This is a genomic window from Microbispora sp. NPDC046933 (genome assembly GCF_040644635.1).
Taxonomy (GTDB): Bacteria; Actinomycetota; Actinomycetes; order Streptosporangiales; family Streptosporangiaceae; genus Microbispora.
Genome location: NZ_JBEYWW010000050.1, coordinates 1 through 13,139 on the forward strand (window position 1 = coordinate 1; position 13,139 = coordinate 13,139).

Annotated in this window: 11 protein-coding genes; 10 read left to right on the forward strand and 1 reads right to left on the reverse strand. The window is 64.3% G+C overall.

What is annotated here, in order from left to right:
- Nucleotides 1–50 precede the first annotated feature (50 nt).
- From ABZ857_RS40045 to rffA, 3 genes are all read left to right on the forward strand, one after another.
- Nucleotides 51–1,649, forward strand: a complete 1,599-nt coding sequence (locus ABZ857_RS40045) for a hypothetical protein (RefSeq protein WP_357054759.1) — start codon at nt 51–53, stop codon at nt 1,647–1,649.
- Between the two features lie 201 nt (nt 1,650–1,850).
- Nucleotides 1,851–3,437 carry a hypothetical protein gene (locus tag ABZ857_RS40050; RefSeq protein ID WP_357054762.1) on the forward strand — a complete coding sequence of 529 codons (1,587 nt, stop codon included), beginning with the start codon at nt 1,851–1,853 and terminating at the stop codon, nt 3,435–3,437.
- Nucleotides 3,438–3,568: 131 nt separating this feature from the next.
- Complete coding sequence (gene rffA, locus ABZ857_RS40055; protein WP_357054765.1) at nt 3,569–4,789, forward strand: dTDP-4-amino-4,6-dideoxygalactose transaminase; 1,221 nt, start codon at nt 3,569–3,571, stop codon at nt 4,787–4,789.
- 79 nt (nt 4,790–4,868) lie between these two features.
- On the opposite strand, the gene ABZ857_RS40060 is transcribed toward rffA, so the two are convergent.
- Complete coding sequence (locus ABZ857_RS40060) at nt 4,869–5,732, reverse strand: formyltransferase family protein (RefSeq protein ID WP_357054768.1); 864 nt, start codon at nt 5,730–5,732, stop codon at nt 4,869–4,871.
- A 391-nt stretch (nt 5,733–6,123) separates the two neighbouring features.
- Between ABZ857_RS40060 and ABZ857_RS40065 the strand changes: the two genes are divergently transcribed.
- The 7 genes from ABZ857_RS40065 (at nt 6,124) to ABZ857_RS40095 (ending at nt 13,124) form a co-directional block, all read left to right on the forward strand.
- The gene (locus tag ABZ857_RS40065; protein WP_357054771.1) at nt 6,124–7,185 is read left to right on the forward strand and encodes a glycosyltransferase family 2 protein; all 1,062 of its coding nucleotides are present in this window, start codon (nt 6,124–6,126) and stop codon (nt 7,183–7,185) included.
- Between the two features lie 5 nt (nt 7,186–7,190).
- The gene (locus ABZ857_RS40070) at nt 7,191–7,883 is read left to right on the forward strand and encodes a WbqC family protein (RefSeq protein WP_357054774.1); all 693 of its coding nucleotides are present in this window, start codon (nt 7,191–7,193) and stop codon (nt 7,881–7,883) included.
- A 60-nt stretch (nt 7,884–7,943) separates the two neighbouring features.
- Nucleotides 7,944–8,402, forward strand: coding sequence for a GtrA family protein (locus ABZ857_RS40075; protein WP_357054777.1), 459 nt, complete (start codon nt 7,944–7,946; stop codon nt 8,400–8,402).
- A gap of 147 nt (nt 8,403–8,549) precedes the next feature.
- The gene (locus ABZ857_RS40080) at nt 8,550–9,617 is read left to right on the forward strand and encodes a glucose-1-phosphate thymidylyltransferase (protein WP_357054780.1); all 1,068 of its coding nucleotides are present in this window, start codon (nt 8,550–8,552) and stop codon (nt 9,615–9,617) included.
- A complete protein-coding gene (rfbB, locus tag ABZ857_RS40085) occupies nt 9,614–10,588 on the forward strand; it encodes a dTDP-glucose 4,6-dehydratase (RefSeq protein WP_357054783.1) in 975 nt (324 codons plus the stop codon). Before ABZ857_RS40080 ends, rfbB begins: the two co-directional genes overlap by 4 nt.
- Before the next feature lie 234 nt (nt 10,589–10,822).
- The gene (locus tag ABZ857_RS40090; protein WP_357054786.1) at nt 10,823–12,082 is read left to right on the forward strand and encodes a nucleotide sugar dehydrogenase; all 1,260 of its coding nucleotides are present in this window, start codon (nt 10,823–10,825) and stop codon (nt 12,080–12,082) included.
- 268 nt (nt 12,083–12,350) lie between these two features.
- Nucleotides 12,351–13,124 carry a class I SAM-dependent methyltransferase gene (locus tag ABZ857_RS40095; RefSeq protein ID WP_357054789.1) on the forward strand — a complete coding sequence of 258 codons (774 nt, stop codon included), beginning with the start codon at nt 12,351–12,353 and terminating at the stop codon, nt 13,122–13,124.
- The last annotated feature ends 15 nt before the right edge of the window (nt 13,125–13,139 follow it).

Below are 13,139 nucleotides of genomic sequence, written 5' to 3' on the forward strand. Positions count from 1 at the left end.
TCTACGCCCACTTCGCCGCGTCGAGCTGGATCACCGGCATCGAGCCGCTCGTGCTGCTGTTCCGCCTCGGCATGCTGCCCATGATGGCCGCGATCCCGGTGCTGCTCGGCATGGTCGGAAAGCGAGTCATCGGTTCGACCGTGGGTGCTCTGGTGGCGCTGGCAGGCACCGTCCTCATGACGGCCCCGAATCTGTACGTGGGCGCGAACATCGGAGTCTTCACCTGGCGGGGCTTCCAGTCCTGGACCGGCCCGAGCCAGACCTTCGGCGCCCTCCTCTTCGCCCCGCTCGTGCTGCTGCTGGTCGACATTTTCGAGGCACGGCGGCGGGACACGCGCGCCTGGCTGCTGCTCACCGTTTTCGCCCTCGCGGTGATGGGGGCGAAGGCGACCCATCTTCCTCCGCTTGCCATCGGCCTCGCACTGGTTGCGCTATTCCAGGCGGTCAGGCATCGCCGGCCGCCGTGGACGGCGATCACCATGCTCGTCGTGATCGTGACATGTTGTGTCTACGCGCAGCTCGTGCTGTTCGGCGGGGCGCGGCAGGCCATGACGATCGAGCCTCTCTCGCTGCTCGGCCGCGCGTGGGGTGAGCTGACCGGCCACCCCGGCGCGGCCGTGCCGTTCACGTCGCTTCTCGGTCTCACCACGCTCTACCTGCTGTGCCTCGCGATCACGTGGTGCGGAGTCCTCGGCCTGCTCTGCAGGCCACGGCTCCTCCTGCGACCGGCCGTGATCCTCCTTCTCGGCATGGGCGCCTCGTGCATCTGTGCCGCGCTGCTCTTGGGCCACCCACATCTTGGGCAGCTTTACTTCTTCGGCGCCGCTTACCCGTACCTGATGATCCTCGCGGCCTACGGACTCGTCACCCTGGTCCGTCAGGCGGCGGTTCCGCCGCGCACGATCGCGTACGCGGTGACCGCCGGGGTGGTCGGCACCTACCTGGTGCGCATGCTTTCCGACGTCAGGACGCCGCTGTCTTCCGGGCAACCGCAGAGCGTCCTCTACCGGCCCTACGCGATCCTGGCCGCAGTCGCCGCAGCGGTGGTCGTGGTTTTGATCAGCAGGAGGGCCGGCCTTCGCGCCTGGGCCTTCGTGCTCGTCATGTTCGCCGCCGTCGGCTGGCCCGCAGCCTGGTCCGCGCGGGTGCTGTCGGCGCTGACGCACGTCCCGTCCGGCGGTGCTTCATTCGGCGAGGTGCGGCCGGTGGCGCCTGAGGCCGTTCCTCATGGCCTGATGACCGCGGCCCGGTGGTTGCGCGCGAACTCCGCACCCGACGATCTGGTGGCGACGAACGTTCACTGCCGCTGGGGATACGCGCATCCCTGCGACAGCCGGCAGTTCTGGGTGTCCGCTCTGACGGAGCGGCGCGTGCTGGCCGAAGGGTGGACATACACGACGACGAACATGAGCCGCTGGCGGCCCGGCGACCTGCCGGAGAACCTCCCGTTCTGGGACCGGGAGCGATTGCGGGTGAATGATCTCGCCTTCACCTCGCCGTCGCGATCGACGATCCAGCGACTGCGCCATCAGTACGGGGTGCGCTGGTTGTTCGCCGACGAGCGATACGGGACCCGCGACGCCAACCTCGACGACTTCGCCGATCTCCGGTTCCGCTCTGGCGACTTCGCGCTCTATCAATTGCCCTGAGAGGTTCCCAGGTATTCACAGAACCGCCTCAGATGTTTCGGGAATCGGCGTGTTGGACTTTCGTATCGGAATGAGGCTCCGGCCCTCCCGCAGTCCGTGCCGAAGAATTAACGGGACAACTTCACGGTGCCTGCAGGACACGATCCCGCTTGACCCCGGGGCATCGGGTTTCTCCCCCAGTCACCAGCTATCGTTCGTGTCATGAGCGGTCAGGTAACGTCGAGCAAATCAGGTCCGGCAATTTCACCTTCAAAAGAAGACCGGTCGGCCAGTATGCGGGATCCGCTGAAAGGGCCGGCCCGCGGTAGCCGTCGGTTGATGTGCGATTGGCGGCTGAAAGCGGTATTCTGGACGATTGTCGGTGTTTCCCCTGCACTCGTTGTAACGGTTCTCGTCCGGCATTACTTCAACGTCGGCCTGCTCAGCTTCACGCCCGCGTGGTCGGACGAGATCGAGTACTGGCACCAGATTGCGACCTTCCGTACGGTCGGCTTCGCGGGCGGCGTCTACGGCGTGGACGAGGGACAGGCGAAATTGTCCTTCCTGCACTTCGGTTCGCACGGACCCGCATTTCCGATGTTGCTGGCGAGCATCAGCGCGATTGCGGGTTGGCGTCTGTTCTCCGGACCTCTCATCAACATGGCCGTCGTGGGGGCGGCGATCTTCGGCTTCCTCGCGCTGATAAGGGCCGGCTGGGTGCGGGCCACGCTGACCGCCGCGCTCGTGCTCACGTTCTGGCCACTGATGCTGTACATGACGAGCACCATGCAAGAAAGCGTCCACCAGGCGACGGCCATTGTCCTGGCCGGGATGTTCTTCCGGCTGATCCGCGGCGGTCCGGACATGAGCCGCGCGCTGTACGTCGCCGGGGCCGTGTTGCTCGCGCTGGCGTGCCTGCTTCGGCCGACGTGGGCCCTGCTGTTCGTACCGCTTTTCTTTCTGCGCGGGGCGACGCTTTCGGGCCGGCGACTCGGGTGGGCGGTCATCAAGGCGAGCCCGATCATCGTCGCAGCCTTCGGGCTCTCGGCGGCCGTGTCGACGCCCTATCCGAACTTCGTCTCACAGTTGACGGCGCGGGCCGCCATCTCGCCACCGGGCGCGGCGCACCTGCTGCTCCTGCACCTCTACCACAGTGCCAAAGCTCTCGCCGTGGGTAGCCGGCTTGAACTGGCGCTACGGGCCGCGCTGCTGGCCATCGTCGTGGCGGGAGGTGTCCTGAACGTTGTTCGCCACCTTCGGGGTGACGGTGCCGATCACCGCGAAGACCTGGCCGCCGCAGCGTTCCACATCCTCAACCTGGTGCCGCTGCTCGTCCTGCTGGTCGCCTTCTATGACGTCTTCGACTGGCGTGACTACCGGGTCGTCGCCCCATACGTGCTGCTCTCGGCGCTGGTCGCGCTGGCTCGCTCCGAACGCGTGGTCGTGGTCGTCGTGTTCGTCGCCGATCTAGCCGTCATCGGGGCTGTCGGCCCTCTTTTCGCTACGCTGCACCACCAGCACTTCGTGGCCGTGGATCCCAAGACCGCCGCGCTCGGCGACTACATCACGTACAAGCCGGCGGCATCGCCCTGGGAGAACACCGTTCTGGTCGATCACGCCAATTTCGGCCCTGGACTCCTGAACGTCCCTGCAGGTGTAGGCCTGACGCTGTACTGGCGCGCGAGCGAACATTCGGTCAAATCGAGATATCTGCTCATGACGAGGGAAGACGTACTGAAGCTCGGTCTGGACCGGCTCCGGTTGCTCACCACAACCCCGCTTGGCGCTCTGTACGAGCGCACGGAGTGATCGCACCGTGCCGAGCGAGCCGGCGCGGTCGTTGCGAGGCAGGCTCGGTGACTTCGCCGATTTCCGGTTCTGCTCTGGCGGTTTCGAACCGTATCGATTGCCCTGATGCGGTTTGCGGTAAGGATTTCGCAATGGCTCGCCAAGCGGTGGTGGCGCGGCGGGAGACGGCCGGGCGCTCGTTGTTCACTGCGACGGTGACCGCAACTGGCCCAAATCCCATTCCCTTCAATCGACCGCATGTCGCTCGAAACGAGCTGGCCTACCTGAGGGAGGCCGTGTGCGGTGGCTTCACCTGTGGCGACGGACCGTTCACGAGGCGCGCTACAGCGCTGCTCAAGGAGTTCACACGGGCAGGTGAGGCGTTGCTGACCACCTCGTGCACGCACGCTCTGGAGATGTCGGCGCTCCTGCTCGATCTCAGGCCCGGTGACGAGGTGATCATGCCATCGTTCACCTTCGTCTCGACTGCCAACGCCTACGCCCTCAGGGGGGCGGTGCCGGTGTTCGTCGATTGCAGGCCGGACACGTTGAACATCGATGAGCAGCAGATAGAAGGCGCGATCACCGAGCGTACCCGAGCTGTGGTCGCCGTCCACTATGCGGGTGTCGCCTGCGAGATGGAGACCATCGGCAAGATCTGTGAGCGGTACGGGCTCGCCCTGGTCGAGGACAACGCCCACGGACTGGGCGGGTTCTATCACGGCAGGCCACTCGGCTCCTTCGGGGAGATGGCCGCGCAGAGCTTCCACGCGACGAAGAACATTCAGTGTGGCGAGGGCGGCGCCCTCCTGCTGAACGACCCGAAACTCGTCGCCCGCGCCGAGATCATCAGGGAGAAGGGCACGGACAGGAGCCGGTTCTACCGCGGCCAGGTGGACAAGTACCGCTGGGTCGACATCGGCTCCAGCTACCTGCCCTCCGACGTGCTCGCCGCGCAACTGACCGCCCAGTTGGAGTCGTTCGACGTCATCCAGCAAAAGCGCCACACGGTGTGGGCGCGATACGACAATGAACTGGCCGGCTGGGCGGAGGAGAACGGGATCCGTCGCCCGCTCGTGCCGGATGGCTGTGAACACCCGGCGCATCTCTACTACCTGCTTTTCCCCGACCCTGAGCACCAACAGTCGTTCATCGCCCACCTCGCGGAGATGGGCGTGTGCGGATCGTTCCATTACCAGCCGCTGCATGCCGCACCTGCGGGCGTCTCGCACGGCCGGCTCGCACCCGGAGGCTGCCCCGTCACCGCGCATGTCGCCGACCGCCTCGTACGGCTGCCGCTGTTCGCCGACCTGGACGAGGATGAAGTGTCTCGGGTCATCGCCTGCGCGTCCGCCTACAAGCCGAGCCGATGACGTGTTTCTCGACCCTGACGGCGTCGGCGATCCACGTCTGTCGGCGACGCTGTCAGGGGCGAGGCTGGAATGGCCCCGTTCAGCGATCAGGGGGTACCGCCGATATGGCTTCGGTGATCCAGATCGGCCCGTCAGCACACTCCATTCGGAGACCTTCCGCAGGCTCGATCCTCGTGCGGAGCACCGTCATCCATTTACCGTTCACCTTGCCGAACGGCCCGCGAAGCCCAAAAAGGTTGAACCGGAACGCGCGGACCTGATTATGTATCTCACGAGCGGTGTGCGCCCAATCGATGAACATGAAATCGGGCTCCATCCAACCGGCGTAGGTGGCATCGGTCTCGTTCTGGGGTTCGCCGGGGGCGCCGGTGGCCACGTTTTCGAGAGCGACACCGAGTAGATCGCTGACGAGGAGATCGATCTCCCTCCACAGGAGGGCGGGTACCGGGTCTTCCTCTATTCGAATTCCGCCTTTCTGTACGATGACGTTTCCCGTGTCGAACTCTTCCTTCATCCAGTGGATCGTCACCCCGATCTCCGGGTCTCCGTTCCGAACCGCCCACTGAACTGGCAGCGGCCCTCTATATTTGGGCAGGAGAGACGGGTGGATGTTTATGACACCGATTCGCGGTATTTGCAGAACCTCTCTGGAGAGCTTCCAGGGGAACCCATAGACCACGATGAGGTCGGGATGATAACCGGCCAACGCCTTGGCCAGGCCATCGACATTTCCAGGCAGCAATAGATTCGAGCCGGGAGGCAGTGCCTCACTGATGGCCGCGATGGTCTCCGCGGAGGCCTTGCTGGTGGTCCTTCCCTGCCGAAGACTACGAGCATAGACGAGGGCGACCGGTGTGTGGCCGGCCCTTATGCATGCCTCGTGCAGGAGCGTGAGACGACCGGCAGTATAAAAGATCAGGACTACACGCATCGAGTCGGGCATTCTCGCACTCGCTCCTTGCCTCGGTTTTGTCTGGCAGTATCTTGTCTTGCCGGTCGCCCGAAAAAGGAGACCGGCGCTTTGGGAACTTCGACGATTACGCTAGCAGCTGCCACGCGGTAATCGTCTACCGCCCAAGATGGGGTCGGCAAAAATTTTGACGAGTAGGGGGTGATTCCATGAAGCGGTCGACAATGAGGATCGCCGACCGGTGCCCCTGTCGTCGGCGTTGGAGTCGTCGCTGTCCGGCATCGCGCCGCATGCGTCGTCGACCGTCATCGACCGACGGTCCGCCCTGCCGTCTTAATGATGGATATGAATTGACTTTCTCAACAAAATGCAAATTCCGTTGTGTGGTCCCGAGTGTGGGACCGGGGTTCGTCAGACTGACGCCATGACCAGCGTATCCGTCGTGATCCCGTGTTACCGGTCCGCGCAGACATTGCCCACGTTGGTTGAGCGCCTTCTCGCCGTGCTGTCCAGCACGGCCTCCCAGTCCGAGGTCGTACTCGTCGTCGACGGCTCTCCGGACAATACGTGGGAGGTCGCTCAGGAACTCGCCGAGAGGCACGATGCCGTCCGTGCCTTGCTGCTGGCCCGGAACTACGGACAGCACAATGCTCTTGTGGCCGGCATCCGCTGCGCGCGTCACGAGATTGTGGTGACAATGGATGATGATCTTCAGCATCCACCGGAGGAGGTCCCCAAACTACTGGCAGGTCTTCGCCCCGACTTGGACATCGTCTATGGAGTGCCGGCCACTGGAACGCACGGCGCCATACGTGATCTCGCCTCCAAGTCACTCAAGATGGCACTCTCTGGACGATTCGGCGCGGAGAACGGCCACGACATCTCTGCCTTCCGGGCTTTCCGGAGTTTCCTGCGTCAAGCCTTGGATGGGGTGGGAGCCCCGTACATCCAGATCGACATCGCGTTCTCGTGGGCTACAACGAAGATCGGGACAGTCCGCGTGGGCATGCAGGGCCGGGTTTTCGGTCGCTCAAACTACACCCTTTCCATGCTCATCCGTCACGCGATCGGGATCTTCGTCGGTTACAGCACCCTCCCGCTCCGCCTGGTGACCTACTTCGGGTTGTTGACGGGAGCACTCGGTCTCACCTTGCTCGTGGTCTTCCTCTGGACGTATTGGTTCGGGGACGGAACGGTCAAGGGATTCACGTCGACCGCATCCATGATCTCGCTGTTCGCCGCGGCCCAGATGATCGCACTCGGCATCATCGGGGAGTATCTCGGCAGGATTCACGTAGAGCGTATGGGACGTCCCACGTACATCGTTCGTCAGCATTACGATATCGGCGCCTCACGCCTGGGATCGGCGCTCGACGTGAGCACGGCGTCTCTCGCACAATCGGCGGTCGACGCTCGTGACTTCGGTGAACCGTCAGAAGAGTCTCTGGCAGAGGCAGTTCGTAGTTCGAGCAGGACGAAAGCGTGAGGCCTATGAAACGAGTTGCCCTGGTCCAGTCGAGCTATATCCCCTGGAAGGGATATTTCGATCTGATCGCCAATGTCGACGAGTTCATACTGTTCGACGACGCGCAGTATTCTTCCGGCAGTTGGCGTAATCGTAATCGTATCAAGACGGCGACGGGCCCCAGGTGGCTCTCGCTCCCAATCAAGCGCGGTCCGCTGAGCCAGCTGATCAACGAGGTGACGATAAGCGACCTGAATTGGCGCGAGCGGCACTGGCGGATCCTCGTGGAGGCATACAAAAAGGCTCCCTGTTTCGACGAGGTCTCGCCCGGCCTGGAGAAGCTCTACCAGGAATGCGCAAGCAATAGACTGTCCGAAATAAACCGGCATTTCCTTGAGGGGCTCTGCCCTCTGCTCGGTGTCCGGGCCAATATCAGCCGGTCGGAGGACTACTCCGCCGTAGGATCGAGCAGTGCGCGTGTCCTCGATATCTGCCGAAAGGCCGGCGCCGACGAATATTTGACGGGTCCTGCCGCCCGAGCCTATCTCGATGAAGATATCTTCCGGCAAGCGGGGATCGAGGTTCGATGGTTCGACTACTCCGGTTACCCTGAATATCCACAGCTTCACCCGCCCTTCGACCACCAGGTGACAGTGCTTGATCTACTCTTCAACGTGGGCTCCGCCGCGGCGGAATACTTGAAAGGTCCTGAGCTTTGAAACGCGGTCGCCGGCGCCCCTGTTGGCCCGGATTCATCGCGGGCCCTGAGTGACGGCAATATGCTCGACCTGAAAGGCCGGAGCGCCCAAGAGGCTGCTGTCCCACGGTGGGCTCGAATCCCGGCTCGCTTTGGCCGGCGTATCGCATATCTGCTGGCCGGTGGTATGACGGCCGGAGTGTACTACGCTGTTCTCGGCCTGCTGTTGCTGGTCGTCGATAATTCGGTGCCCTACCTTTTCCTTGTCGTGGGAAGCCATTTCCTGACCACATCGATCGTCTATCCGGTGTACCGATCGGTTGTATTCAAGGTCTCGAGTGAGCGCTGGCTGCCCGGTTACCTGCGCTTCTACGCCGTCGGGCTGTCCTTCCTCGGCGCCTCCGTCATCGGTCTGCCTGTTCTGGTGGAATTCGCCGGGATTCCCCTCATGGTCGCGCAGGCGTTGATAATCCTGCTGAGCCCACCGTTGAGTTATGTGATAAATCGGACCTGGGCGTTCCGGGATCGGGTCAATTTCTAGCCCGGCCCCGGAAATCTGTGCCACGCGGTTAGGTAAACGCGACTGGCGGCGGGAGGTCCCGGACGTGACTTCCCGATAGTTTCGAGCGATCGTCTGGCTGCGGCCATATCTTCAGTTGGGGGAAATCATGGAAGGTCTCAGGAAGCGGTGAAGGCACTCGTTCTGGCGGGCGGCAAGGGGACGAGACTGCGCCCGCTGACCCACACGTCGGCGAAACAGCTCGTCCCTATCGCGAACAAGCCGGTGCTTTTCTACGGGCTTGAGGCCATCAGGGACGCCGGCATCACCAGCGTAGGGATCATCGTCGGCGACACCGGCCGCGAGGTCCGCGAGGTCGTGGGCGACGGCTCCGCGTTCGGGCTCGACGTCACCTACATCGAGCAGGAGGCCCCTCTCGGCTTGGCGCACTGCGTCCTCATCGCCAGGGAGTTCCTGGCCGACGATCCGTTCGTGATGTATCTCGGCGACAACTTCCTGGTGAACGGCATCACCGGCCTGGTCGACGCCTTCCGCGCGGCCGACTGCGACGCGCGCATCCTGCTCACCAGAGTGTCCGAGCCCCAGTACTACGGTGTGGCCGAACTCGGCCCGGGCGGGGAGATCGTCGCACTGGAGGAGAAGCCGGAGCACCCGCGCAGCGACCTCGCGATCGTCGGGGCCTATGCGTTCTCGCCGGCGATTCACGAGGCGGTGCGCGCGATCAGGCCGTCGACCCGGGGCGAGCTCGAGATCACGGATGCCATCAAGTGGCTCATCGACACCGGCCGCCGCATCCAGTCGCATCTCGTCACGGGGTACTGGAAGGACACCGGCCGACTACAGGACATGCTGGAGTGCAACCGCATCGTGCTGGAGACGATCGAGCCCGTTGTCGGAGGAACTGTGGACGGGCTCTCCGACATAACGGGGCGCGTGGTCATCGCCCCAGGCGCCGTCGTGGAGGGGTCGATCATCAGAGGACCGGTCGTCATCGGCGCCGACACCAAGATCGTCCACTCCTATGTCGGCCCCTACACCTCCATCGGGGAGGGGTGCGTGCTCGAGGATGCCGAAGTGGACTACAGCATCGTGCTCGGTGACTCGGTCATCAGGGGCGTCTCCCGTATCACGCATTCCCTGATCGGACGCAACGTCCAGGTGACCCGGGCGACCGGACTTCCCAACACACATCAGCTCATGGTCGGAGACCACAGCAGGGTTCAGGTGCACGCATGAAGATCCTTGTTCCCGGCGGCGCCGGGTTCATCGGCTCCCACTATGTCCGGTCGCTGCTGTCCGGCGCGTACCCCGGCTACGAGAACGCCCACGTGACGGTGCTGGACAAGCTCACCTATGCGGGCAATCTGGCCAACCTGGCGGCGGTCGAGGGAAGTCCCCGCTTCACTTTCGTGCGAGGGGACATCACCGACGTCGAGCGGCTCCGGGACCTGGTTCCCGGACATGACCTGATCGTGAACTTCGCCGCGGAGACACATGTCGACCGGTCGATCACGAGCGCCGGCGACTTCGTGGCGACCAACGTCCAGGGCACCCAGCAGCTCCTGCAGACCGCGCTCGAGACAGGCGTTCACGCGTTCGTCCAGGTCTCCACCGATGAGGTCTACGGGTCGATCGCGGCGGGATCGTGGACCGAGGCGGAGCCGCTGCAGCCCAACTCGCCCTACTCGGCGGCCAAGGCCGGCGCCGACCTGCTCTGCCGTGCCTACCACCGGACTTACGGACTCGACGTACGAGTGACCAGGTGCTCCAACAACTACGGTCCCTACCAACATCCCGAAAAGGTCATCCCGCTGTTCGTCACCAACCTGATCGAGGGGCGGCCAATCCCCCTGTACGGCGACGGCCGTAACGTCCGGGAATGGTTGCACGTGGACGACCACTGCCGGGGCATCCAGCTTGTGCTGGACAAGGGCTCGGGAGGCGAGATCTACAACATCGGCGGCGGGGTCGAGCTGACCAACCTGGAGTTGACGGAACGGCTGCTCAAGGCCTTCGGCGTCGGCTGGGAGATGGTGGTGCACGTGCCCGACAGGCCCGGGCACGACCGGCGATACTCGGTCGACTCCACCAAGATCCGCTCGCTCGGTTACGAGCCCCTGGTCGAGTTCGATGAGGGGCTGGCCGAGGTCGTCCGGTGGTACCGGGACCACGAGTACTGGTGGCGCGGGCTCGCCGGGCGGCCGTAGCGACCGCCGGCCGAGCGACAAGATTCGAGAGTAACGCGTCGATCTGTAGTGGGAATGCCGGCCGAGCTCGTTCTGCGTCGGCGATGAGCCGGATCACGGTCGGCTGTGCCTCGGGCAGTTTTCGAAGTGGCGGCAGAACCAGGGTCGAAGACTGGAACGTCGCCGGGTGGGGATGTGGAATCTCCGCACATCTGCGGTCGGTGCGCGTCACGTCATGGACGACGGGGGTCTGGGATGGAAGACAAACTGGTCGTGATCGGCCAGGGCTATGTGGGGCTGCCGCTCTCGATGCGTGCGGTCGAGGCGGGATACCGGGTCGTGGGCATCGAGGTGGACGAGTGGCGGGTCAAGCGCCTCAACGCCGGCCAGTCGTACGTCGAGGACGTCGGCGACGACGCGCTGGCGGCGGCGCACGAGACGGGCCGCTACCTGGCCAGCGCGGACTACGCCGACGCGGAGGGCTTCGACGTCTGCGTGATCACCGTGCCGACGCCGCTGACCGACGGTGTGCCGGACCTCAGCCACATCGCGTCGGCAGGGCGGTCGCTCGCCCCCCGCCTGCGGCCGGGCGCGACCGTGGTGCTGGAGTCGACCACGTATCCGGGCACGACGGAGGAGTACCTGCGCCCGATCCTGGAGGAGGGATCGGGCCTGCGCGCGCCGGGCGACTTCCACCTGGGCTACAGCCCGGAGCGGATCGACCCCGGCAACGCACGGTGGCGCCTGGAGAACACGCCGAAGGTCGTCTCCGGACTCGACGAGGCAGCCCTCGCGCGGGTCCGCGCCTTCTACGAGTCGGTTGTCGAGCGGGTCGTCCCGGTCTCCTCGCTGCACGTCGCCGAGTTGTGCAAGCTCCTGGAGAACACGTTCAGGCACGTCAACATCGCCCTGGTGAACGAGCTGTCGGTCTTCGCCCGGCAGCTCGGCATCGACGTGTGGGAGGCCATCGACGCGGCTGCCACCAAACCGTTCGGCTACATGCGCTTCACCCCCGGGCCGGGCGTCGGCGGTCACTGCCTGCCGATCGACCCGTCGTACCTGTCGTGGAAGGTCAAGCGCAGCCTGGGGCACAACTTCCGGTTCGTGGAGCTGGCCAACGACGTCAACGACCACATGCCGGCGCACGTCGTCGACCGGCTGGTCCTGGCGCTCAACGACCGCCGCAAGCCGATGAACGGCAGCCACGTGCTCCTGCTCGGCCTGTCGTACAAGAAGAACACCGGAGACTGCCGCGAGTCCCCGGCGCTCGAGGTGGCCAGGCACCTGCGCAAGCTGGGCGCGGACGTGCGCGCGGCCGACCCGCACGTCGACCTCGCACTCGTGCCTGGGGGAGTGGTGATCGTCGAGCCGTCGGAGCGGGAGATCGCGGCGGCGGACGCCGTCGTGGTCCTCACCGATCACGACTGCTTCGACTACGCACTGGTCCAGCGCGCGAGCGCCTTCGTCTTCGACACCCGCAACCGCTGCCGGGGACCCAATGTCGAGCGCCTTTGATCGCTTGATCGCGTACGGGCCCGGCTGAAGGGCCGGGCGATAGCCGGGCCCAATTGGTCGCAAATTCCCGAATTTTCTCGTTTCTTAGGGGGTTGCCCGATTCGTGCGACCCCCTCCAGATGACAGAACTGCTGATTTGATTGCTGTCAGTTCCGATCTCCGCTCGTCGGCGACACGCGTGGATGCCGCGTCCTTGACTGGGAAACGGCGTGGCTATCAAATACGAGCGGGGGCAGCACCGGATCGCCAACCTAAGGAGAGACTCACCATGGATATCAGCTACCAGGAAACTCAGGACCGTCTGGCGAGTCGGATACGCGCGCATAAGCTCTTCGGCAACTTCGACATCTCCGACTGGATCGCTGATTACATCGGCCGTCGATCCCCTGGCAGTATTCTCGACCTCGGGTGCGGTGACGGGAACCACATCGATCTGTACCTCCGCTGCGTCGGCGAGGAGGGAACCGTTGCCGGGGTCGATCGAGACCAGGCGTTGATCGAGCGCGTGAGGTCTCGTCATCCCGCCGCCAAGAACCTCGCCCTGCACGTCACCTCCATGGACGAGAAGCTTCCCTTCGACGACGGGGTCTTCGACCTCTGCATGGTGACTTTCGCCATCTATAACGCGAGAGACGCCGAGTTCACCCTCCGCGAACTGCATCGGGTGACGGCGGAAGGCGGGGAGGTCGTCATGATCGGCCCCACGCCCAACAACGTGGCGGAGTTGTACGAGTTCAACGAGAAGGTGACCGGCCGTAAGGCGGACGAGAGGACGCTGCGACGTACGGCGCGGACCGTCCAGGAGTTCCTGCCTCTCGCGCTGGGAGTGTTCGGCCGGGTGCAGGCGGAGGTGCTCCACTCCGTGCTCACCTTCCCGGAACCCGCCGAATTCCTTCGCTACTTCTGCTCGACCCTTCTCTACGAGGAGATCGCCGAGCGTGAAGGATACTCATTGGACGATCTGAAGGCCTACTGCCCGCCGGCCGGAAAGATGACGGTGTCAAAGGAGATGGTCGCGGTCGTGGCCGCGAAATCCGCCTGAAATCCCGAGAGGGTG